Source organism: Qipengyuania xiapuensis (genome assembly GCF_019711395.1).
GTDB classification, from domain to species: Bacteria; Pseudomonadota; Alphaproteobacteria; order Sphingomonadales; family Sphingomonadaceae; genus Qipengyuania; species Qipengyuania xiapuensis.
In genome coordinates this window covers 481,866-505,576 of sequence record NZ_JAIGNL010000002.1, presented here as the reverse complement: position 1 = coordinate 505,576, position 23,711 = coordinate 481,866, and the positions used below count along the sequence as shown (strand labels likewise).

The window sequence follows — 23,711 nt, the reverse complement described above, 5'->3', positions numbered from 1 at the left end:
CCAAGGCCGCACGAGAGGGAAGTGTAAGTTGTCTAGTGCAACTTAATTGACCCGGCGGGCAGGCCCGTCGAGCGAGCGTGCGGCCAGCGCTTTCCTGCGTTCGGCAGGGGTCTGTTCCAGGAAATTCCTGGCAGTATCGGCCTGCGGAACGATCGTCGCGCGCGAATAAGGGCCGAATGCGAATCGCGCGAGCAGGAGCGCGACCACGAGGGGGCCGAAATAGAAGGGAAACGTCCTGAGGAGGGTGAGCAGCGTTCCATCTCGAAAGCCCAGCACCGTCATGGCAATCGCGAGAGAATAGGCCAGCCGGGCGAGCGCGCTGGCGCGCGATACGAGCAGGTAGCGGTAAAGCCCGCCGAAGATCAGCGCGAAGATCGCCGACTGGATGATGATGCCGGGGTAGCCGAGGCTCATCCAGCCGATGCCGGGCATCGAGGCGGTCATGCCAACCGGGCGGCCATAGTCCCACAGTGAGAACATCTTGACCGGCGATCCCACCGGTTTCTCTTCCCACAGGACTCGGGGAACCGGTTCGGTGAAGACCTGCAGGACGTGGGCGAAATAGTCGTAGGTCCCGGTCCGCTGGGGCACGGCATAGACGATGTATTCGAAGTACTCGAGGCTGGCGAAATCCATGTGCTCGAGGGGATCGAGCGACTGCTCGTCGATATAATCTGGCCCCATGTCCTCGACGATGAGCGATCGCACCGCACCGCCGCGGTCCACCACGATCTGGTTGAAGGCCACAGCCGCCACGAGGGCGAGAACGACAGCACGCCAGTCGAACCACTTGCGGTCTCTTTCGAGCAGCCAGCCGATGGCAACGGCTGCAAATGCGAAAATGATTGCGTGCCGTGTGCCGGTACCGGCCTGGAGAAAGGCGAAACCTGCGAAATAGGCCCAGCCCCACCAGCGATAGCGCGAGAGCCAGACCATCATGACCGCCATGGGCGCCATCATGAGCGCGGAATCGGTGAACCACCCGTTGCCCTGGATATTGACCATGTTCCCTGTCGCGGCGTCGCGAACCATGGTCTCGAAATGGTTCGAGCGACTGACCCAGCTGCCGAGCTGCGAGTAGAGCGCGAGTGGCGTGAAGAGCCCCACGGACACGATGATCGGCCAGAAGAGCTTGGCGCGCATGCGGTCGGCCTGCTCGCGAGGAACAGGCCGGGCCGGACGGGAGCCGATCCAGAGCGTCGTTGCAACGAATACCAGCATGGCGAGGTTCGCCCCGAGGATCACCGTGATCTTGTCGTCCATCGAGGGCTGGAAATCATACAGGCGGTAGACGAAGTCGAACTCGTAATACCGCGCCACGAAGGGCCGAAGCACGAAGACGAATCCGTGAAACACGAGATAGAAGCTCGCCGGGTGCGCGAGCGATGCAGCCGGATGGCGCAGGTAGGCGATCACCGTCGCGGCGAATACGACCAGGGAAACGATGAGCAGGAAATCGTACACGGTGCCGGCTGCCTTAGCGGCTCGGCCGAATGAGGGACAGCATCATTGCTTTCCGCGCAGCGTCGTCAGGAGTTGCCGGATGTCGCCCAATCTCTCTTTCGCGAAGGTCTGGGCGAGGAACTCGGGCAGTTGCCATTCGAGCCGTTCGAGCGCCTGCCGCGTGGCTGGGACAAGCTGGCTGGCCTCTGCCACGACCAATGGCAGCACGAGCAGCGGCAAGGGCGCACCCGCAAAGGAAAGGAGCACCGCCACGAACAGGGCGAGGGCGGAGCCCGCGAGATAGATCGCCATCACGCGGGCGTGCGAATTGCCTGCCGCGAGCACCGCGACCGGCGCGGCGGACAGGGACCTGAGGCTCGCAGCGAACAGCAGGATCACTGCCGTGACCGGATCGAAATAGGTCTGGCCCAGGGTGTAGAGACCCTGCAGCCATGCACCTGTGGCAAGGAGGACGAGCGAGAAGCCGAGGCATACGGCGAGAGTCACGAGGGTCATCGTGGCCAGCATCCGCCGCTGGATTTCGCGCTTCTCGCCTTCGAGATAGCCGCTCTCGTAGAACTGCATCGCGTAAGTGAGGTTGGTGAAGAGATCGAGCAGGCGCGTCAGCGTGCGTGTCGCCACGAAGCTGGCCAGCATGACGGCTCCGAAAGCTGCGCCGACCAGCAGGAGGTAACCCTGCAAATTGAGGCCGAAGACCAGCGGCACCAGCATGAAAGCGAGCGAGGGACGCCACAGGCTGGCCATGCTCTGGCCTTGGCCCGCGCGCTCGCCTGCGAAGATTTCCGGGGCGGCCTTGCGCGCAGAGAGAAAGATGACCGTGGCCGCCACACAGCGCGCCAGAGCCAGCGCCATCGCCAAAACCGCGAGGCTTTCCGAGAATGTTACGGCAGCGGCGATCACCACGATCTCGATCAGGCTGGCCGCATTGTAGAGGAAGATGTGGTCCGGATAGCGGCCGGCGACACGGAAAGGGATGTCGAAGACCGCCATCTGGCTGGTGGCGAAGATGTAGAGGGCAAGCCAAGCGGCCGCCTGGGCCGCGTCCATGATGTCCACTGCGCCGCCCCGATCGAGCAGCGAGGGTACGAGGAACATCGCGCTTCCGGCAAACAGCAATGCGAGGACCGCGGTCGAGCCTGCCGAGATGGTCCATGACGCGCGGAAATCGCTTCGTGCGCGCTCCATTGCGCCCTCCCGGGCTGCGGCGAGCGCTGCCGTGCCGCCGGCTCCTGCAAAGGCGTTGCCGACCAAGGCGATATAGGCGGGGACCGAGAAGATGATCAGCCATGTGCCGATGCGTTCGGCGTCCCATGCCGCAAAGAAGATGGGCAGCGTTGCGAACTGCACCGCGATGCGTGTCGCGATGGATGCGAGGTTCGCTGCGACACCGCGCAATATCCGGCGGCGGTCGCTCACGCCTCGTAGCCCCGGCGCAGGACCTTGCGCCCGACCGATTTGGCCAGCTCGACGCCGGATTGTGCCACACCCAGGGCGCGCAGACGGTTGTTCTCGCGGACGGGATGTGCGGCCCACTGGCGATAGCGCGCTGCGACCGGCCCCTCGAGCAAAGCCGTCCACTGCTCGACGAGGCGCTCCGGCGTGAACTCGAGCGCCTTCTGGCTGCCAGCTTCGACGATCGAGCTGTAGAGTTCGCTCTCGTTCGCAAGCCGATCGACCTGCGCGAGCACCTCGTCCCTTGTGGTGGCGAGCAGGTGGTCGATGCCGGCCGTACCGGCCTGCGCGAAGGCGCTGTCGGAGCCGCCGATGAAGGGCACGCGGCCGATCCACGCGTTGATCATCTTGTTGGCGGGTTTGCGCGACTGGCGGGCATGGCCGAAGCTGCGGATGCCGATGGCGATGTCGATGTCGGAGAAATCGTGCCAGTGATCGGGGTCGCGGGCCACGAACTCGAGGCCGCGCTCGGCAAAGAGCCGGTTCCATTCGTCCGCGCTGGCTGCGAGATTGCCCGACACATTGCCGAGGAAGGCAACCCTCTCGACCCTTTCACGGGACGGGTCGCGGGGAATGATCCCGGCCTGCGGCCAGAGATACTGGAAAGCGGCATCGTCACACAGCAGGTCGGCATTCTGCTGGATATGGAACTGCGCCCACAGAACACGCGGGTAATCCGCCTGGATGGAGACCTGGAACATTCCCGCCCGGGCGCCTGCACGGCTGAGCGTCTTGGCTTTCGCGAGGTTGATCCGGCCCTCGGCAGGCTCGGTCGCAATCTCGATCCCGCCAAAACCGGCATCGCGCAGGCGGCACCATGTCTGGACGGTCCAGCAAAGATCGCCGTTCTCGGAGAACGAGGCGAGGATGTCGGGCCGGTCTCTCAGAAGCGCATCGAAGTCGTCGGAGGCGATCGCCTCGGCAGCACCGAAGCGGTCGTTGTGCACGAAGCGGACGGGCGCGGGCGAGACGAGCGGGCGCGAGCCTGCAGAGACGACGCAGTCGCTCATCGCTTGGCCATGCCGTCTTGCGGCCCATGACGCAGCATTAGCTCAATCCCCCGGCATCCACCGGGGCTACTTTCCACGAGTTCGGCCATGCTGCAAGCATCGCAGGCACTCGCTTTCGCAGAATCTCTCGGCTAGGGCGTGCGGACAGAGGAGATGCCATGAGCAAAGAGGGGAGCAGCCGGCCGCACCGTGTCACGTCGATCGACGTCGCCGAGCGGGCAGGTGTCAGCCAGTCGACTGTCAGCCGGGCGCTGTCGGGATCGGAGACGATTACCGAGGCGACGCGCCGCCGGGTAGAGCAGGCGGCCGCGGAGCTTGGATATCACGTCAACATGCGCGCCGCCGGCCTGCGCAAGGGCGAAACCGGCACGATCGCGATCGTCGTGATCGGACGCGAGGGGCAGGGGCCCGCCGCGATCAATCCCTTCTACTACAGCCTTCTCGGCAGCACCTGCGCGGCGGCCGCTGAACGCGGGTACGAGGCGCTGGTCTCTTTCCAGGCGAAGGAGGACGAGCTTTTCGGCCACTATGTCGGACGGCGACAGGCCGATGGCGTGGTGGTCATCGGCACTGCCACGAACCGCCCCGCATGGGACTATTTCCGCGAAGTAGCCTCGAGCAACGACGCGATCGCCTTTTGGGGCTCTCCTTTCGATGACGCGGTCTGGGTGCGTTCGGACAATTTTGCCGGCGGCAAGGTGGCGGTCGACCGGCTGGTGAAGGGCGGCGCGAAGGAAATCGTCTTCGTCGGTGATCCCAATTCCTCGCAAAAGCAGTTTCGCGAGCGCTACGAGGGCTATCAGGCGGCGATGGAGGCTGCGGGCCTCGAGGCGCGCGAACCTGCCGTCGCGAAAGGCGAGGACCGCGTGACACAGGGCCGCAATGCCGTGGGCCAGCTGTGCGACAGCGGAGCCAGCTTCGACGGACTTTTCTTCGCTTGCGATGCCATGGCGCTGGGCGCGCTAGAGGAATTGGCATCGCGCGGTGTTTCGGTGCCGGGCGAGGTGGGCGTAGTCGGTTTCGACGGGCTCGGCTCGGGCGAATTCAGCAATCCGCCGCTCACGACGGTTGAACCCGATTTCGCCGAGGCCGGGCGCCTGCTGATCGAGACGGCCATTGCTCCGAGGGAAGAGCAGGCGGAACGCCGAGTGCCCGTGCGGCTGGTCGAACGCGCCAGCGCCCGCTGAGAAGGCGTTCGTCGAAAGCCGGTTTGCCAAGCGCCGTCCGGCGCGTCTAAGCCTCTGCCCCTGATTTGAGGCCGCAGCCTCTTGGGGAGATTACCAGAATGAAATCCAGCATCGCTTCTGCGCTTGCGCTCGTCCTGTGCGCAACCACCGCCCACGCCCAGAGCGAGGAGCCCGAACCGAGCCCCAACCCGGTCGAAGAGCAGGAAGTCGATGCCTCGCAGGACGAATTGCCGCCCGAAGGCAGTGGAGAGCAGGTCGATGCTGCACCCGCCACGGTCCCGATCCCCGGCACCGAAGACAAGGACGAGGGCTGGGACGTCACTGCACCGCGCGGCTCAGTCCTGCGCGAAGTGGCGATCAATACCGACGAGGGCACCTGGATGGATGTCGATGTCTCGCCCGACGGAAGGATGCTCGCCTTCTCGATGCTGGGTGACATCTACACCATGCCGATTTCCGGCGGCACGCCGACGCGGATCGCCGATGGCCTGGCATGGGAAATCCAGCCGCGTTTCTCGCCCGACGGCAGCAAGATCGCCTTCATTTCCGACCGTGGGGGCGGCGACAATATCTGGCTGATGAACCTCGACGGCTCGGACAAGCGTCAGGTCACCAAGGAGAACTTCCGCCTCCTGAACCAGCCGAGCTGGTCGCCCGACGGGCGCTACATCGTCGCCAAGAAGCATTTCACCACGCAGCGCAGCGCGGGCACGGGCGAGATCTGGCTCTACCATGTCTCGGGCGGCGGCGGTGTCCAGCTCGTAAAACGCGCCAGTGAAGCGGTCCAGAAGGAGCTGGGCGAGCCGATCTACGCGCCCGATGGCAACGCGATCTACTACACCCGCAACGTCAGCTCGGGACCGATTTTCGAGTACGCGCAGGATTCGAATGCCGGGATCTTCAACATCGAGCGCTACGACATCGATACCGGCGAAGTGACCACGGCGGTCGGCGGATATGGCGGCGCGGTGCGACCGACGCCTTCGCCGGACGGCAAGAGCATCGCTTTCGTCCGGCGCGACAAGGACACCTCGCAGCTCTGGGTGAAGGACCTCTCCACGGGCCGCGAGCGCATGATCTACGGTGCGCTCGATCTCGACCTGCAGGAAACCTGGGCGGTCTACGGGGTCTATCCGATGATGGACTGGATGCCCGATGGCCGCAGCATGGTCGTCTGGGCGGGCGGCAAGCTGCGCAGGGTCGCAGCCGACGGCTCGGGCGCAGAGGTGATCCCGTTCCAGATCAACGACACGCGCATGGTCGCCGAAGCGCCGCACCCGGTGATCGACGTGGCGCCGGAAAGCTTCACTGCGAAAATCCCGCGCTTTGCCAGCGTCTCGCCGGACGGGCGCACGGTGGTCTTCGAAAGCCTCGGCAAGCTCTACACCAAGCCTGTCGGAAGCGATGCCGCTCCGCAGCGCCTCATCGCGGGTGGCGGCGATGCGCTGGAGCTTTGGCCTGCATGGTCGCGCGACGGCCGGCGGATCGCTTTCGTGCGCTGGACCGACGAGGGGCTGGGCAAGATCGTCACCGTCGACAGCCGTGGCCGCGGCGAGCGCGTGGTGACGAGCCAGCAGGGCCACTACGCGGTGCCCCAGTTCTCGCCTGATGGCGACACCATCGTGTTCGAGAAGCGAGATGGCGGTTACCTGACTTCGCCCGAGTTCTCCGAGAACAGCGGTGTCTATGCCGTTGCGGCAAGCGGCGGTACGCCGCGCATGATCGCGCGCGACACCTCGACGCCGCAGTTCGGTGCCGAGGGAGACCGTGTCTTCATGCTCGCGCGCTCGGGCGGCAATCTGCAGCTTATCTCGGCCGATCTCGACGGTGAGAAGCGCCGCGTCCACGCGCAGGGCGATCTCGCGAACGACTTCCGCGTGAGCCCGCGCGGTGACTATGTGGCCTTCCGCCAGAACTACGAAGTTTTCGCCATGCCGCTGCTTCCCGGCGGCCAGACGGTGACGGTCGGCGAAAAGGCAAGCTCGCTCCCCGTGACCAAGGTCAGCACTGGCGGGGCGGACTATATCGGCTGGGCCGACAATGGCTCGACGCTCCACTGGTCGATGGGCCCGGTGCTCTACCGCGCCAGCACTTCGGCGCTGACGCCGACGCTGCCCGGAGACGACGCGCCCAAGTTCTCGCCGCCCGACACCGGCACTTCGCTCGCGCGCACCATCCGTGCCGACAAGGCAAGCGGAACCGTGGCGATCACCGGCGCGCGCATCCATACGATGGCGGGCGAGGGCGCCGGCACGATCGAGAACGGCGTCATCGTGATCGAGGGCGACCGGATCGCCGCGATCGGTCCCGCTTCGAGCGTGCAGGTGCCTTCGGGAGCCGTGACGGTCGATGCCGGTGGCCGCACGATCATTCCCGGCCTCGTCGATGCGCACGCGCATGGCGCGCAGGGTACGGGCGACCTCATCCCGCAGCAGAACTGGTCGCTGGTGCAGGGCCTCGCGATGGGCGTGACAACGATCCACGATCCCTCGTCCTCGGCGAGCATGATCTTTGCGGCGTCGGAGCGTCAGCAAGCAGGCAGCCTGCTCGCCCCGCGCATCTTCTCGACGGGCGAGATCATCTACGGAGCCAAGGCGCCGAGCGTCTATGCCCGGATCGACAGCTACGAGGATGCGCTCGCCCATGTCCGCCGGATCAAGGCGCAGGGCGGCATCAGCGTGAAGAACTACAACCAGCCCCGGCGCGAGCAGCGCCAGCAGGTCGTAGCCGCAGCGCGCGAGGAAAACATGCTCGTGGTGGCCGAGGGCGGATCGCTCTTCGGCATGGACATGAACCTCATCGCCGACGGCAACTCGACCGTGGAGCACAACATCCCGGTCGACGTGATGTATGAGGACGTGCTGCAGATGTTTGCAGGCTCGGACACCAACTACACTCCTACTCTGACCGTAACCTATGGCGGCCTTGCCGGCGATCCCTACTGGCGCCAGGCGACCGACGTGTTCGACAACCCGCTGCTCGTCCACACGCCGCCCAAGATGCTTCTCGCATCGACGGCCCGCCGGACCAAGGCGCCCGACTGGGCCTTCGTGGACGACAATGCGGCGCGCGAAGCGAAGAAGCTCGCCGAGCGCGGAGTGAAGGTCAGCATCGGCGCGCACGGCCAGCAGCCGGGTATCGCCGCGCACTGGGAACTGTGGAGCTTTGCCCGCGGCGGAATGAGCCCGGTGCAGGCCCTTCGCGCGGGCACGATCGAACCGGCAAAGTCGCTCGGCATGGAGCGCGACGTCGGCAGCCTCGAGGTGGGCAAGCTCGCCGACCTCGTGATCCTGACCGCCGATCCTGCTGCCGATATCCGGAATTCCGACGATATCGCTCAGGTGATGATCGGTGGGCGTCTCTACGATGCGCGAACCATGAACGAAGTCTCGACGGGCAACGACCGTCGTCTTCCCTATTGGTGGGAATGACCCTCGGGCTGATTCGGCACGGACCAAAAGAAAAGGGCGGCCGGGGTCATTCCCGGCCGCCCTTTTGCTTGGGGTAATAGGTGTGGTTACGCTGAGCGAATACGCGACACGAGCTGTTCGCATTCCTTGCGCATCGCGTTCGCCTGGCGCTCGAGGTCCTTCGAGGACGACAGCACCTGGCTCGCAGCTGCACCGGCGGCCATGCTGGCATCCTTCATCTGGCCGAGGTGGCCCGAAACCTCGTCGGTCCCGCGCGCGGCAAGGTCGATGCTGCGGGCAAGGTCCTGTCCGGCAACCGACTGCTGGTCGACCGCACTGGCGATCGAAATTGCAGTCGTCTCCAGCTGCTTGATCTGTTCGCCGATCGAACGCAGCGCGTTGACACTGGCGCCGGTCGAATTCTGCATGTTGCGGATCTGGTCTGCTACCTCTTCGGTCGCTCGGCTGGTCTGTGCGGCGAGTTCCTTCACCTCGCTGGCGACCACTGCAAAGCCGCGGCCTGCTTCACCGCCACGCGCGGCCTCGATCGAGGCGTTGAGCGCGAGCAGGTTTGTGCGCTGTGCGATAGACTGGATCAGTTCGACGATCTGGCCGACCTGGTCCGCCGAGGCGGTAAGCGTGGAGATGGTTTCGTCCGCGCTCTCGGCATCGCCGGCTGCCTTGCGGGCAAGTTCTGCAGAATGCGATGCCTGGCGGCTGATCTCGCCGATCGACATGGCAAACTCGTCTGACGCGGCAGCAGCAGCGGTCACGCCGCCGCTGGCTTTTTCCATCGCTCCGGTGACGTCGTGGGCCTGCGAGGCGGACTGTTCAGCCGCTGCCGCCATGCCCGATGCGGTCGTGTTGAGCTGGCTCGATGCGCTGGCGACGCTTCCGGCGATTTCGCCGATGGTGCTCTCGAAACCTTCCGCGAACTGCACGAGTTCGCGCTTGCGCTGCTCGGCGCTTTCCTTGCGGCCGGCGAAGAGCTCGTCGAGCTTGTGACCGGACTTGGCGAAGACCTCGAGCGAGCGGGCGAGATCGCCGATCTCGTCACCGCGATGCGTGTCCGTGACCTCGATGTCGCGGCCACCCCGGGCAAGCGAAGTCATCTGCGCGCTGATGCGTTCGAAGGGCTCGATCACGTGCCGGAGCAGGAAGACGAGGCTGTATAGACCGCCCGCGAGGCAGACCGTGAGCACGCCGATGACGACCCACCATGCCGTGTCCGCGTAGGTGGGGTCGGAAAGGCCTACCAGCGCCGCAACCGCCACAATGGTGAGTCCGCCGAGCGAGTAGAGCGAAGCGATCTTGGCCTTGGCCGTAAGCGACTTGCTCATGAACCAGTTGTAGAGAGCCGAATTCGATTCCTCGGCAGCCTGGCTGGCAATCTCGACCTGCGCGATTTCGCGGACCAATTCCTCGTTCGTGAACTCCGTGTGGGCATTCATATTTTGCTGCTCCCCCAAGTGATTGGGAAGCTAGCAAGCCATGGTAAACACTTCGTTATGCAGCGCGGACCTTTTGCAGGAACTGGTCGACCTGGCTGCGCAGGACGGAAGCCTGCGATTCCAGAGCGTCGGCACTGCCGAGCACCTGGCTGGCAGCTGCACCGGTAGCAAGGCTCGCCTCGCGCACCTGCACGATGTTCACCTCGACCTCGTCGGTCGAACGCGCGGCAAGGTCGATGCTGCGGGCAAGATCCTGTCCGGCGACCGACTGCTGGTCGACCGCGCTGGCGATCGAGATCGCAGTGGATTCGAGCTGCTTGATCTGTTCGCCGATCGAACGCAGCGCGTTGACGCTGGCGCCGGTCGAATTCTGCATGTTGCGGATCTGCTCGGCGACCTCTTCGGTCGCGCGGCTGGTCTGCGCGGCAAGTTCCTTCACCTCGCTGGCGACCACGGCAAAGCCGCGGCCCGCTTCACCGCCACGCGCGGCCTCGATCGAGGCGTTGAGCGCGAGGAGGTTGGTGCGCTGTGCGATCGACTGGATCAGTTCGACGATCTGGCCGACCTGGTCCGCCGAAGCGGCGAGGGTGGAAATGGTCTCGTCGGCGCCTTCCGCATCGTCTGCTGCCTTGCGCGCCAGCTCGGCCGAATGCGAGGCCTGGCGGCTGATTTCGCCGATCGACATCGCGAACTCGTCCGAGGCCGCCGCTGCCGCGGTGACGCCGCCCGAGGCGGCTTCCATCGACTGGCTGACCGCGCCGGTCTGCTGCGTCGCCTGCTCGGCGCTGCTGGCCATGCTCGAAGCGGTGGTGTTGAGCTGGGTCGAGGCCGCGGCAACGCCGTTTACGACTTCGCCGACCGTTGCTTCGAAGGTGGTCGCGAGCTTTTCGAGCTCGGCCCGGCGTTCGCTGCGCATGGCTTCGCGCTCGTTGGCAAATTCCTCGATGCGGAACGCGGATTCGCGGAAGATGTCGAGCGAACGGGCAAGGTCGCCCAGTTCGTCACGCCTCGTCAGCGCAGGAATGTGGACGTGCTTGTCGCCTTCGGCGAGCTGCGTCGAGACTTCTGTCAGGCGCCCGACCGTGCGGGTGACATCGCGTGAGATGACCTTGGTGGTCGCAAGGATCAGCGCAATGCCGAGGCCGGCGACCGAGAAGAATGCCACGAACAGCCAGGTGATGACCGTTTCGGAGGCTGCATCGCTGGCTGCGCCGTGAGCGATGAGCGCATCGCGCAGTTCGGTCGCGATAGTATCGAAGGCCTGGCCGTCGACGACCGCCTGCATCGCGATATCGCGCAGTTGCTCGCCATCGGTCGCACGCGCCGACTTCTGGATGTCTTCCTCGAAGATGTTGAGCTGGACGCGCAGTTCGCGGATCGTGTCCAGTTCGCTCGGAAGCAGCTCGCTCACCGTGGTCTCGAGCTCGTTGAGATTGCGGCGTGCACGCTTGTTCGCTTCGCTACCCGCCTCGAGAGCCTCCCGTTCTCCACTCAGGGCATAGAACTGGGTCTCGACGACGCCGTCGGCCGCATTCACCTTGAGCTCCGATGCGACCGCAATCGCCTGCGAGATGGCCATGCGTTCCGAACGCAGGTCCAGCGCAAGCCATCCGCCGATAAGGACCGAGCTGAGGATGAAGAGGACCGCAGCGACATTGGCCAGCGAGAGGGCGTTCAGCTTCTTCGCGATCGGCAGGTCGGCGAAAATGCCGAGCACGCCGCGTCGATGATCGACGTTGCTCTCTTCCGTTTCCGACCAGCTGACCTCTGTCGGGTCGAAGTCTTCCTGGAAGGTGCCGGCCTGCGATCCGCCTAGTGCTCCGGACAGCGCGTTCATGCTACTTTCGATCCCTTGTCTGGCCGGATGGCGCTATCGCTCCGGTCTACTGGTTTGTTGAGGTGCTGGACGAGTTCGTCCGCCGGCATGGCCTTGAAATAGAGCCATCCCTGGACCTGGTCGCAGCCAGCTGCGCGGACCATTGCCGCCTGTTCCTCGGTTTCGACGCCCTCTGCGGTGACGTCCATGTTCATGGCGCGCGCCAGCGTGATGCTGGACACCATTATGGCGCGGCTGCCGTCGTCCTCGTGCGCCTGGGCGACGAGGCTGCGATCGATCTTGAGCTTCTCGAAACGGAACTGGCGCAGGAAGCCGATCGAGGCGTAGCCGGTTCCGAAATCGTCGAGCGCGACACGCACGCCGAAGCCGCGGATGAGGTCGAGGCTGCGCTCGGCGACCACGGGGTCGAGCACGAGGCAGGTCTCGGTGATCTCGAGTTCGAGGCGTTCCGGTGCGAAGCCGGTTTCTTCGAGGATATGTCCCAGCTGGATGGGAAATTCGGGATTGCGCAGCTGTGCGGCCGAAATGTTGACCGACAGCGTGATGCCTTCCCATTCGAGCGCATCGCAGCAGGCCTGGCGCAGGACCCAAAGGCCGATCGGATTGATAAGGCCCGATTCCTCGGCGACGGGGATGAAGACGGCGGGGCCGACTTCCTTGCCGTCCGGCCGCTCCCAGCGCAGGAGGCATTCGACAGTCGTGATCTGGCGGGTCTCGGCGTCGACCAGCGGTTGGTAGTGGACCCGAAATTCGTCGCGCGAGAGCGCTGTGCGCAGTTCGTCTTCGAGATCCTTCAACTGCTCGCGGCTGCGGTCGAAAGCCTCGTTGAACCAGGTGCAGCGCATCTTCCCGCCTCTTTTCGAGGCATTCATGGCCACGTCAGCGCGGCGCAGCATCTCGGCCGAATCGATACCGTCACCCGGGTTGCAGCGCGACAGGCCTGCGCTTGCACCGAGCGTCAGGCGGCGTTCCTCGACCTTGATGGTCTTGCCCATCCGGTCGATCAGGCGGCGGCACTGCCCTTCGAGCAGCGTGCCAGCCAGCTGGCCGGTCATCACGATGGCGAATTCGTCGCCATTGAGCCGATAGATGCTCGCCTCGTCGCCGCAGACGTCGGGGACGATCTTCGCGACCATCTTGATGGCCTTGTCGCCAACCATGTGCCCGTAGTGATCGTTGACCGCCTTGAAGCCGTCGAGATCGACGAGCGCGATGGCGACTTCGAGTTCGCTTGCGATCGCCTGCTGGATATCGCGGTGCAGTGCCTTGCGGTTGGGCAGGCCGGTCAGCGCATCGCTATTGGAAAGGCTCTCGAGCTTGCGCAGGTGGCGCAGGCCGATGATCGCGAACCCGGCAATGCTTGCGCCGAATGCGACCAGTCCGCCGGCAAGCACGGCCTCGAGCGTGACAAGGCCGCTGGACGGCCCGATCAGGCCAAGGACGGCCGTGGCGAGAACGATGCCGGCAAGGGCTGCGAGTGGCGCGAAAATCACCAAACGCGTTCCCTTGTGTGTCAGTTCATTCTCAATTCGCACGAACACCCCCCGCTGGCCGGCACTGGCCGACAAACTACTCGCTAACGGGCATTCGCTAAGGAACGGTAAACCGAAATTTTACCATCGAGGGCAAAGCTTTCTGCGGGTTTGCGACCTTGTTACGATACCCGTGGAGTCAAATTCCTACGCCACTTTGGAAACTGCTCCACCCAAGGCCGATGCGACGCTGTTTGCGGCCTTGTGCACATACATCGCCGATCCGCAGGACGCAGGCTCGAAGCGATCGGTCTGTCCGACCACGGTCTCGCCTGCGCCAAGCATCAGCATGCCGTCACTCGCGGTGGCGCTGGCAAGACGCTCGAACGCCTGGCGGCGCGTGTCCGGATCGAAATAGAGAAGCACATTGCGGCAGAGCACGAGATCGAACTTCCCCGGCGTTGGCGGGAAGTCGAGAATGTTCTGCTGCTCGAAACGCGTCATCTCCTGAACGCGCTCGACCACCTTCCAGCCCTTGGGTGTCTCGGTGAAGAAGTTCAGCATCTGCGCGACCGAGATGCCGCGCTGGATCTCGAACTGAGAGTAGACTCCGCTGCGCGCCTGTTCGACGGCCTTGCCCGACACGTCGGTGCCGAGGATTTCGATCGTCCAGTCCTGCCAGCGACCCGGCTGCTCGGCGAAGGTCATCGCGAGGCTCAGGACCTCCTGCCCGGTCGAACAGCCCGCAGACCAGATGGTGATCTTCTTCTTGTCCGCACGCTTGCGTTGCAATTCCGGCAGCACGGTGTTCGCGAGCGTCGCGAAATAGGCGTGATCGCGGAAGAAATAGGTCTCGTTGTTGAGCAGAGCCTCGACCACGCGGGTGGCAAGGCGGTGTTCGCCCGGACGCTCGAGCAGGCAGGCAAGCTGGTCGACATTGTCGATACCGAATTCACGGAAGAGACCCGAAAGTGCGCTCGAAATGCGCCAGCGGCGGCTTTCGCCGAGCGACTGGCCGGTGCGCGATTCCAGCAAGTCGGCAATAATCTGGTGTGATGCGTCTTCTAGTGCCATGCGTCTGCTCCCGCGCTGGCCAATACTTTGTCTGCGAGTTCGGCTGGCGGCAGAACCGCCGTTGCCAGACCTCGCTCGGTAACGTCGCGCGGCATGCCCCATACGGCGCAGCTGTCTGCGTTCTGTGCGTAGATCGATCCGCCTGCCCCGATGATCGAATCCGCCCCCTCGGTGCCGTCGCGGCCCATGCCCGACAGCAGGATGCCTGCCACCTGCCCGTCGAAGGCTTCGGCCACCGTATCGAACATCGGGTCGACCGAGGGCATGCAGCCGCTCTTGACCGGATGGTAGGCAAGGCCGGTCAGGAAACGACCGGCGCGCTTGCGAACGACCATGTGGCCATGACCCGGCGCGATCACGATCTGGCCGCGTTTGATTTCCACGTCCTCGTCGGCGAGGACTGCCTGGCGGCCCGAGGCGAGCGTCATCTGCTGTGCGAACACGGGGATGAAGCTGGCGGGAAGGTGCTGGGTGATCAGGATCGGTAGATCGAAGTTCTTCGGCACCTGGCGCAGGAAAAGGTTCAGGGCGTGGATGCCTCCGGTCGAGGCTCCGATCGCGAGAACCTGCGGGCGCTTGCCTGCAGTACGTTTCGTGGGGTGCGGAGCCGAGCCCTTCGGCAATTCGTGCGGGGCAAGGCCGGCAAGCGCGCGGATCTTGCCGATCAGCTGCTCGCGATACTCGTCGTTGAAACCGCCCGGCTGCGGCTTCAGCATGGTATCGGCAGCGCCCATGCGCAGGGCTTCGACCGTGTGTTCCGCGCCTTCCGCCGTCAGCGACGAGATCACCAGGACCTTGGTCGAAGGGGAGGCGGCAAGGATCTTCGGAAGCGCCTCGAGACCGCCCATGCCGGGCATCTCCAGGTCGAGCAGGATAACGTCAGCAGGGTGCTTGCGCAGCTCGCGCAGTCCGACCTCGGCCGTGCCCGCGCTGGCCACGATCTGCATGTTGCCCTCGCGCTGCAGCATGCGCGAGAAAACCGTGCGCACGGTGAGCGAATCGTCGACCAGCATGATGCGCACGGGCCTTGCCGCGGGCTTGCTGACCGAATTCACTATCCTGTCTGAGCGGAGGGCGGTCACCACGGCTCGTGCCCCCCGGTTCAGGCCATGCCGACGAGCTGGAGCTTGATCTGCAGCGTTTCGTGATCGAACGGCTTCATGACGTATTCGTCCGCGCCCGCGCTGATTGCCTCGCGGATGTGGGCGACGTCGTTCTCGGTGGTGCAGAACACGACCTTGGGCTTGTCGCCACCGTCACGCTGGCGCAGCTGGGTGATGAACTCGATGCCGGTCATGACGGGCATGTTCCAGTCAAGCAGGACAACGTCGGGCATGCTTTCCATGCACTTATTGAGGCCTTCCTGGCCGTTTTCCGCTTCGTCGACCGAGAAGCCGAGCGTTTCGAGAATATGACGCGAAACCTTACGGATAACGCGCGAATCATCGACGATTAGACAGGTTTTCATTCTAACGATCCCTCTGATGTTCGACCCTGCTCTACAGGCAGGCGGTAACTTTTCGCTTAAGCTGCGGCCTGTATCGGCCCCGAGACGAGCTGCGGTATGTCGACGAGGAGGGCAGGGCCTCCGTCGGTTTCGACCATTCCCTTGGCGGCGCGCTGCCAACCTTCGCCAAATCCCCCAGGAACGGCGACGGGCTCGCTGCGGGCCTCTCCCACGTCATGCGCTTCGTCGACGAGGATCGCGTAGAGATGCCCGTCGATATCGACCACGGCGGCGCGCTGGTCCTTCGAATCGCAAGGATGTCCGATGCCGAGCGCGAGCGAGCTGTCGATCACGGTCAGCGCCTGGCTCCGCAGCGCGGTCAGGCCGCAGATGAAATCATGCGTGCCCGGGATGGGAGTGATGTTCTCGATCTCGATCACCGACTGCACCTCGACCGCAGGGATTGCCGCACGGCGTCCGGCGATGGTGCACATCAAGAGAAGTTCGTTCATGCCGCCCTCCCGGTGCGGAAGCGCTTCAGCGCTGCGAGCAGGCCGTCACGGTCATAGCGATAGATAGTGTCGTCCCCGGCATCTTCCGGATCGGGGCGAAGGCGGATGGTTTCGCGCGCGCCGGAGACCGGTGCGGCGACTTCCTCGGCAAGAGCGATGGCGAGATCCGCTTCACCCTCGTCGTCATCGCCAGCGATGCGGTAGCCTGCCGCCTCCACGAGCGGCTCGAGGATGGTCTTCGCCCATTCGCTGCCGGCCGGAATGCGGCAGGTGAGCGTCTGCTGGACCTTTCTCGAGGCCTTGTAGCGTGAGAACACCGCGTGGCCGTCGAGCAGCGGGATCGGCTTGCCACCGATGAGCGTGACGCCCTCGATGTTCTTGTCGACCTCGCTCGGCACGACATCTTCGGTGACATCGGCGGCATCGAGGACTTCGCGCACGGCGTAGACCAGCTCGTTCTCACCATCGGACAGGCGAAGGAGACGGCAGCGGCCTTCGGGCAGCGGGCCAACATCGTGGCCTGCAAGCGTGAAGATTTCTCCGTCGATGACGGCCTGTGCGCGCTCGCCCTCGATATCGATGGCTTCGCTGGAAATCGTGTCGATGCGGCGGACGAGCTCGAGGCGGACCGCGCGGTGGCGTCCATCGAGGCCCGCGAAGAGCATGACCGGCACAGCCTTGGTCGCGACCACTTCCTTCTCGCGCTCGACCGGAGCGGTCTTGGTGCGCACATTGCCGACCATGCCGCGCATCTGCGCAATGCTGGGCAGGTCGAGCAGCATCATCGGACGGCCGTCGTCGAGCAGGGTGGTGCCGGCGTAGAGGCGCGTTTCCATGATTGCGGGAGCGATCGGCTTCACGACCACGTCCTCGTGATCGAAGACCCGGTCAACCGCGAGCGCGAAGACATCGTCGCTCGCGAGGCGAACGAGGACCAGCGTCTTGCTCTCCCACTCGCAGTTTTCGTTCTTCTCTGCGCCGAGCACTTCGCCGAGCGAGAGGCAGGGCACGCGCTTGCCGCGGAAGGTCACGAGGCGGCGATCGCCGGCCTGCGCAAACTCGACATGACCCGAATTGCCGAAGACGATCTCTTCGACATAGCTGCGCGGGATTGCGTAGCGCTGGCCGCCCGAACCCACAGTGAGCGCGGCGATGATCGAGAGGGTGAGGGGCAGCTTGAGATAGAAGCTCGTGCCTTCGCCCTGCTTGGAAGTCACCTCGATCGAACCACCGACGCGTTCGATGTTCGAGCGCACAACGTCCATTCCGACGCCGCGACCCGAAACCGAGCTGACCGCTTCGGCGGTGGACAGGCCGGGTTCGAAGATGAGGTTCTGCTTTTCCTTGTCCGACATGGCGTCGATCTCGGAGCGCGAATAGAGACCGTTGGCGATCGCCTTGGCAGTCACCTTGTCGACATTGATGCCGCCGCCGTCATCAGTGATGACGAGGCTGATCTGGTTGCCCGACTGGCGCGCGGCGAACTTGAGCGTGCCGATCTCGTGCTTACCCTGCTTGAGGCGTTCCGCGGGCGCCTCGACGCCGTGGTCGATGGCATTGCGGATGATGTGGGTCAGCGGATCGCGGACCATTTCGATCATCTCGCGATCGAGCTCCACTTCACCGCCTTCGAAATCGACCATGACCTGCTTGCCGAGTTCGGTTGACAGGTCGCGCACGAGGCGCGGCAGCGAGGAGAAGAGGTGTTCGAGCCGCTGCATGCGCATGCGGGTGATCGAATCGCGCACATCGGCAAGGATTGCCGACAGGCGCTCGAAGGGGCCGTCGATCGTCGGCTGTTCGCCGGCTTCGCGCAGGCGGCGCGCAAGGTCGTTGCGTGCCAGCACCATGTCGGAGACGCCCTTCATGACTTCGTCGAGCAGGTCGACGGGCAGGCGGATCGAGCGCTGCACACCCTGGCGCGGCGCGCTCTTCTGGCCGCCGTTGCGGGCTTCATTGTTGTTCGAAGCGCTGCTCTTGCGTTCGAGGTCCTTCGTTTCGATGTCGCTCTGGACTTCGACCTCGGTATCGGCGGTGAGTGCGGCGATAAGCTCGTCGTCGCCGCCCTCGGGGAAGTCCTCTCCCGCCTCGATGGCGTCGGTCATGTCCGAGATGCGGTCGATAATGGCGAGAACCGCGGTGACGAGCTCGCTATCGGGTTCGCGGCGTCCGGCACGGCATTCCGCAAGCGCGTCTTCGGCGGCGTGGCTCAGCTTTTCGAGACGGGGGAAGTCGAAAAAGCCGCAATTGCCCTTCACCGTATGGACGAAGCGGAAGATAGTATCGATGCGCGCGGTATCGGAAGGATCGGCTTCCCAGGCGACGAGTTCGCTGCCGCTAGCCTCCAGCATCTCGCGTGTTTCGGCGATAAAGTCCGCCAGCAGTTCTTCCATCGGTCTTCGACCCCCAGTTCCTTATGGGAGTTCTATGCCGCAAGATGGTTAACGATTCGTTGGGTCTGTCCCGCCGTCGTCAGGTCCGCTGCGCAGCACGCGCCACACGATCAGCGCTGCTAGTGTACCGCCAGCAAGATTTGCGACGAGTTCGGCGCCGTAGATCGCTTCGGCTCCCCAGCTCGCACGCAGGACCCAGCCGAAGGGCAGCATGATGAGGAATACCCGGGCTGCGCTTTGTGCCAGCGCGAGCGAGGCGCGGCCCACGCCGTTCAAGGCACCATTGGCCACGATCAGCAGGCCGAAGCCGGCATAGCCCCAGACCGAGATCTCGAGGTAGCGCGAGAACTGTTCGATCACGTCGGGCTCGTCGGTGAAGAAGTCCGCGAACCAGCTTCCGGTGAGGTAAAGGATCAGCGCTGTCGCGAGGCCGTAGCCGAGGCAGAAGACGCCCGCCCAGTACATCGCTCGCCGCGCACGATCGGCCCGCCGCGCGCCCCAGTTCTGCCCGACGATCGCGCCGATCGATCCGGAGAGCGCCAGTAGCGGGACTACCGCGAAACTCTGCAGGCGGCCCGCGGCGCCGAAACCGGCCACTGCCGCATCACCCTGGCTGGCGAGGAGGGCGGTGAGGACCGACAGGCCAATAGGATTGATCGCGTTCGAAAAGGCTGCCGGACCCGCGACGCTGATGATCGCCTTGCTCGATCCTGCCATGTCGCATTCGCGCACGAGGGTCGGGTGGATGGCGATGCTGGTCTTCCGGATGAAGAACAGCGCGGCGAGGATGGCGACGAGGAAACCCGCGATCGTCGCATAGGCGGCGCCCGCAACCCCGAATCCCGCAAAGCCGAAAGCGCCCGTGATGAGTATGGGGTCGAGGATCCAGTTCACGACCGAATAGGTGATCGAGATCATCGAGACATAGCGCGCCTCGCCCTGGCCACGCAGCACGCCCTGCAGACCCATCTGCGTCAGCAGGACCGGCATGCCCAACGCATAGGGGCGCATGTATTCGCGGATCAGCGGCAGGAGCTCGTCGCTTGCCTGCATCAGCCGGAAGAGTGGATCGAGCAGGAGGAATAGCGCGAGACCAAGGACGCTTCCGGCGACCAGCGCGAACACGACTCCGAAGTTGGCGCGCCGCTCGGCGCGTGCCTCGTCGCCTTCACCCAAAGCGCGGGAGATGACCGAATTGATGCCGACCATCACGCCTACGCCGAGGCTGGAGAGGGCAATGGTGATCGGGAAGATGAAACTGACGGCCGCCAGTTCGGCAGAACCCAGCTGGCCGATGAAATAGGCATCGATCAGCCCGACCGACATGATCGCCGCAACGCCCACGATCATCGGCAATGTCTGGGTGATGAGATGGCCGCGTATGCTGCCCCGCGTCAGTTTGGCCGTCTCGCTCATGCGGGAGAGGGGCTAGCGGGGCGGAACGCGGTTGGGAAGCGCCGATTTGCCCTGTCTTCGCTTGCCGAGCGCCCCCGTCACGTGCGATAGAGGTTTCAAAGAGAGACCTAAGGAGAGTGCACGATGGCCACCCAGATGAAGCCGAAGTTCGAATGCAGCGAAGAGGAATGGAAGGTCCGCCAGGACCTTGCCGCCTGCTACCGCATTTTCGATCACCTCGGATGGGGCGAGAGCATCTACAACCACATCTCTGTTGCCGTCCCGGGCGAGAAGGACACTTTCCTGATCAATCCCTTCGGTCTCCTCTATGACGAGGTGACCGCATCGAACCTCGTGAAGATCGATGTGGAGGGCAACAATGTCGGCCAGTCGCAGTACATGGTGAACAAGGCCGGCTTCACCCAGCATGCGCACTTCCACAAGCATCTTGGCGAACGCGCGACCGCGATCTGCCATGTCCACACCACGGCGACGATGGCAGTGTGCAGCCACAAAGACGGGCTGCTGCCGACCAATTTCTACGCCTGCAATTTCCAGGGCCAGATCGGCTATCACGATTTCGAGGGCGTGACTGTCCGCGCCGAAGAGGGCGACCGTCTGGTCGAGAACCTCGGCAACCACTCGATCCTCATGCTGCGCAATCACGGCCCTGTCGTGATGGACAAGACCATCCCCGGCATGTTCGTGAAGATGTGGGCCCTCCAGCGCGCGTGCGAAATCCAGGTCGCAACGCTCAGCCAGGGCGAACCGAACATCGTCCAGCAGGAAGTCGTCGATGTGCACCAGCGCGACCTGTCGGTCATGGCGTCGCAGGGCGGAGCCGGGGTCTTCGATTTCGAGGCTTGGAAACGCCGCGTGTCGAAGATCGACGACAGCTGGCAATCCTAAGCGCTCTCGACATTCAGGACATTTGAAGCGAAGGCACCGCCATGTCCCGCATGACGGTCAACGACAGGCCCATCGAATTCCTGATGGATGACGACACGCCCCTGCTGTGGGCGCTGCGCGATGCTGCCAATCTCACCGGTACCAAGTTCGGTTGCGGCGAGGGCGATTGCGGTGCCTGCATCGTGCATATCGATGGCGAACCGTTGCGCAGTTGCCTCGTCACCATCGGCGAGGCGGAGGGGCGCTTCATCACCACGATCGAAGGGCTGTCGGGTGACCGCTCGCACCCTGTGCAGCAGGCGCTCGTGGCGGAGCAGGCGATCCAGTGCGGTTTCTGCACCCCGGGCATCGCGATGGCTGCGGCTGCCCTGATCGACCGTAATCCGGGCGCCAGCGAGGCCGACATCCGGGCGGCCATCCCCAATATCTGCCGCTGCGGCGTCTATCCGCGGCTGGTGCGGGCCATCCAGCGCGCCGGGCGCGTCGCCCGCAGGCAGGAACGTATCAGCGCCGCTCCCGCGCCGGGTATCAGCGCCGAGGATGCCGCTGCCGAAGTGCCCGCGCTGAGCGCGCCCGAAGGCAACGCCCAGCGCGAGCAGACCGACTAGATTTCGAAACGCACACCGATGCGGGCGCTGAACGGCTCGCCCGGCTGGATGTTGTTGTCGCCGTGGGCGCTCGGGTAGTAGTCCTCGTCGAAGAGGTTCTCGATGTTGAGCTGGAAGCTCAGGCGATCGCTGACCGTGTAGTAGGCCGCGGCATCGACGCGCCAGTAGCTCGGCAGGACGACATCGTTCGAGAAGCTCGCGAACTGTTCCGACTGGTGGATCACGCCGAGGCCGAGGCCCAGCTTGTCGTTGAAGTCGAAACGGTTCCAGGCACTGATCGAGTGCTCGGGAAGCTGCTGCAGGCGCTGGCCGGCATCGCCGAAGGCGTTGTCGTTGAGCAGTTCGCCATCGAGATAGGTGTAGCCGAGGTTGGCCTTCCAGAAGTCGGTCACTTCGCCCACCGCGCCGATCTCGAAGCCTTCCGCGCGGCTTTCACCGGCGAGGACGGTCAGCGTCGGGTCGGTGGGATCGACCGCACGGATGTTGGTGCGCTCGAGGCGGAAGATCGCGGCATTCACGAGGACATTGTCCATCGGTGCCCACTTGGCGCCGATCTCGTAATTGGTGAACTTTTCGGGCTCGAACTGCGTGCGCGTCGGCGAGAGGACGAGGAACTGGTCGCCCGCCTGCGGGAGGAAGCTCTCGCTGAAGCTCGCATAGATCGAAAGATCGGGGGTCGGCTTCACGATCAGGCCGAGGCGCGGGCTGAACTCTTCGTCCACACGGTCGCCCTCGACGCCGCCGATCAGGTCCAGCGTCTCGAGGTCGAAACGGTCCCAGCGCAGGCCGCCGACGATCTCGATGAATTCACCGAGCTGGAGCTGTTCCTGGGCGTAGAAGGACAGGGTCTTGAGCTGGCTGTCACGCGAACGCGACGTCGGATTGAGCGTATACGCGGGAACGAAGATAACGTCATCGAGGGCGGTTTCGTTGGTCGTGTCGAAGCTGACCGTCTGGCGCGCGTTCTGCGTGTCCTGGCTGCTGACTTCGACACCGAAGAGCAAGGTCGACTCCAGATCGCCGCTTTCAGCCTGCCAGATGGCATTCGCCTGGCCGATCCAGTTGGTACGATCGGTCGTATCACGATAGCCGCCCAGCGAAACGGTCGTGCCGTCGGTGCCGCCCGGAACGATGTTCTGGTACGCCTTGTCGTAGTCGGCGAACTGGAGGCTGGCATTGGCCGAAAGCCCGCCGTTGAAGTCATGCTCGAGGCGAACGCGGCCGATGTGCACTTCGGCTTCGGCGAAGTTGAAATCGCGGTCGCCGAAGAAGGTGCTGTCGTAGCCGGTCAGCGGGGCGCCGTTGAGCGAGGGTACGCCGCGATCGGTCACGCGCTCGTCATTGTCGTAGGTGTAGCTGGCGATCAGCGTGGTGTCGGGGCCGAGGGCCGCGGTGAGGGTCGGCGAGATGCCGATGAAGCGTCCCTCGTAGAAATCGCGGTCGTTGTCGAATTCCTCGTAGGTCGCGTTGAGGCGCAGCGCGAGGCTGTCGGACACCGGCTGGTTCAGGTCGGCGAGCAAGGCAAAGGCGCCGAAGCTGTCCACCGATGCCTCGCCGGCGACGAAGTCCTTGGTGAGATCGGCGCGCTTGGCCACTCGGTTGATGGCACCGCCGCCGGCGCCGCGACCGAAGATCAGGGCATTCGCGCCCTTGAGCACTTCGACGCGCTCGATGTTGTAGAGCGAACGGTAATACTGCGCATCGTCACGCAGGCCGTCGATGTAGAAGTCGGCAGTCGATTCCTGGCCGCGGATGAAGACTTCATCGCGATGGCCTTCGCCGCTTTCCATGCTGATGCCCGGCACATAGCGCAGCGCATCGTTGAGCTGGTGGATGGCCTGGTCTTCGAGCTGGTCCTCGGTGATGAAGCTCACCGCCTGCGGTACGTCGATCAGCGGGGTCGGCGTCTTGGTGCCGGTCGAGCCGTCGCCACTGTTATAGCCTTCGGCGCGCTCGCCGGTCACGACGATATCGGTCGGCAGATAGTCGCGCTCCGGCTGGCCATCCGCGGCGACGGTCGATGCCGCTGCAGGGGCTGCCATGGCCGTTCCCGAAAGGAGGAGTGCGATCTTGGTGAGGTGCCTCATGCG

17 protein-coding genes are annotated in these 23,711 nt (G+C 64.4%); 4 read left to right on the top strand and 13 right to left on the bottom strand.

Annotated elements, in window-relative coordinates; genetic code table 11:
* Positions 1–42 precede the first annotated feature (42 nt).
* Genes K3163_RS11670 through K3163_RS11660 form a run of 3 tightly spaced genes read right to left on the bottom strand, consistent with a single transcriptional unit; the run spans position 43 to position 3,926 of the window.
* The gene (locus K3163_RS11670; RefSeq protein WP_221554323.1) at positions 43–1,464 is read right to left on the bottom strand and encodes a hypothetical protein; all 1,422 of its coding nucleotides are present in this window, start codon (positions 1,462–1,464) and stop codon (positions 43–45) included.
* A gap of 42 nt (positions 1,465–1,506) precedes the next feature.
* Positions 1,507–2,880 carry a polysaccharide biosynthesis protein gene (locus K3163_RS11665; protein ID WP_221554322.1) on the bottom strand — a complete coding sequence of 458 codons (1,374 nt, stop codon included), beginning with the start codon at positions 2,878–2,880 and terminating at the stop codon, positions 1,507–1,509.
* Complete coding sequence (locus K3163_RS11660) at positions 2,877–3,926, bottom strand: hypothetical protein (protein WP_221554321.1); 1,050 nt, start codon at positions 3,924–3,926, stop codon at positions 2,877–2,879. The genes K3163_RS11665 and K3163_RS11660 overlap by 4 nt, the downstream gene beginning before the upstream one ends.
* Before the next feature lie 158 nt (positions 3,927–4,084).
* On the opposite strand from K3163_RS11660, the gene K3163_RS11655 reads away from it, so the two are divergent.
* Positions 4,085–5,113 carry a LacI family DNA-binding transcriptional regulator gene (locus K3163_RS11655; RefSeq protein WP_221554320.1) on the top strand — a complete coding sequence of 343 codons (1,029 nt, stop codon included), beginning with the start codon at positions 4,085–4,087 and terminating at the stop codon, positions 5,111–5,113.
* A gap of 98 nt (positions 5,114–5,211) precedes the next feature.
* Positions 5,212–8,544, top strand: coding sequence for an amidohydrolase family protein (locus tag K3163_RS11650; protein WP_221554319.1), 3,333 nt, complete (start codon positions 5,212–5,214; stop codon positions 8,542–8,544).
* An 86-nt stretch (positions 8,545–8,630) separates the two neighbouring features.
* Here the strand turns inward: K3163_RS11650 and K3163_RS11645 are convergent, their stop codons facing one another.
* From K3163_RS11645 to K3163_RS11605, 9 genes are all read right to left on the bottom strand, one after another.
* Entirely contained in the window at positions 8,631–9,974 is a 1,344-nt protein-coding gene (locus tag K3163_RS11645; protein ID WP_221554318.1) for a methyl-accepting chemotaxis protein, read from the bottom strand.
* A 55-nt stretch (positions 9,975–10,029) separates the two neighbouring features.
* Complete coding sequence (locus K3163_RS11640) at positions 10,030–11,811, bottom strand: methyl-accepting chemotaxis protein (RefSeq protein WP_247712665.1); 1,782 nt, start codon at positions 11,809–11,811, stop codon at positions 10,030–10,032.
* A complete protein-coding gene (locus K3163_RS11635) occupies positions 11,808–13,304 on the bottom strand; it encodes a putative bifunctional diguanylate cyclase/phosphodiesterase (RefSeq protein WP_221554317.1) in 1,497 nt (498 codons plus the stop codon). Before K3163_RS11635 ends, K3163_RS11640 begins: the two co-directional genes overlap by 4 nt.
* Before the next feature lie 186 nt (positions 13,305–13,490).
* A complete protein-coding gene (locus K3163_RS11630; RefSeq protein ID WP_221554316.1) occupies positions 13,491–14,357 on the bottom strand; it encodes a CheR family methyltransferase in 867 nt (288 codons plus the stop codon).
* Entirely contained in the window at positions 14,348–15,412 is a 1,065-nt protein-coding gene (cheB, locus tag K3163_RS11625) for a chemotaxis-specific protein-glutamate methyltransferase CheB (protein WP_345719730.1), read from the bottom strand. Before cheB ends, K3163_RS11630 begins: the two co-directional genes overlap by 10 nt.
* Before the next feature lie 47 nt (positions 15,413–15,459).
* Positions 15,460–15,825: a response regulator gene (locus K3163_RS11620; RefSeq protein WP_221427751.1), complete on the bottom strand. Its 366-nt coding sequence runs from the start codon at positions 15,823–15,825 to the stop codon at positions 15,460–15,462.
* Positions 15,826–15,881: 56 nt separating this feature from the next.
* Complete coding sequence (locus K3163_RS11615; protein WP_221427752.1) at positions 15,882–16,316, bottom strand: chemotaxis protein CheW; 435 nt, start codon at positions 16,314–16,316, stop codon at positions 15,882–15,884.
* The gene (locus tag K3163_RS11610) at positions 16,313–18,709 is read right to left on the bottom strand and encodes a chemotaxis protein CheW (RefSeq protein WP_221554315.1); all 2,397 of its coding nucleotides are present in this window, start codon (positions 18,707–18,709) and stop codon (positions 16,313–16,315) included. Before K3163_RS11610 ends, K3163_RS11615 begins: the two co-directional genes overlap by 4 nt.
* A gap of 48 nt (positions 18,710–18,757) precedes the next feature.
* Positions 18,758–20,125 (bottom strand): MATE family efflux transporter, encoded by a 1,368-nt coding sequence (locus K3163_RS11605; protein WP_221554314.1) that lies wholly within the window; start codon positions 20,123–20,125, stop codon positions 18,758–18,760.
* Positions 20,126–20,248: 123 nt separating this feature from the next.
* Here K3163_RS11605 and K3163_RS11600 point away from each other — a divergent pair, with 123 nt between their 5' ends.
* Together K3163_RS11600 and K3163_RS11595 are read left to right on the top strand one after the other, a co-directional pair.
* Positions 20,249–21,013 (top strand): class II aldolase/adducin family protein, encoded by a 765-nt coding sequence (locus tag K3163_RS11600; RefSeq protein WP_221554313.1) that lies wholly within the window; start codon positions 20,249–20,251, stop codon positions 21,011–21,013.
* 41 nt (positions 21,014–21,054) lie between these two features.
* Positions 21,055–21,621, top strand: coding sequence for a (2Fe-2S)-binding protein (locus tag K3163_RS11595; protein ID WP_221427756.1), 567 nt, complete (start codon positions 21,055–21,057; stop codon positions 21,619–21,621).
* Here K3163_RS11595 and K3163_RS11590 read toward each other — a convergent pair.
* Complete coding sequence (locus K3163_RS11590) at positions 21,618–23,708, bottom strand: TonB-dependent receptor (RefSeq protein ID WP_221554312.1); 2,091 nt, start codon at positions 23,706–23,708, stop codon at positions 21,618–21,620. The genes K3163_RS11595 and K3163_RS11590 overlap by 4 nt on opposite strands.
* Positions 23,709–23,711: the final 3 nt, after the last annotated feature.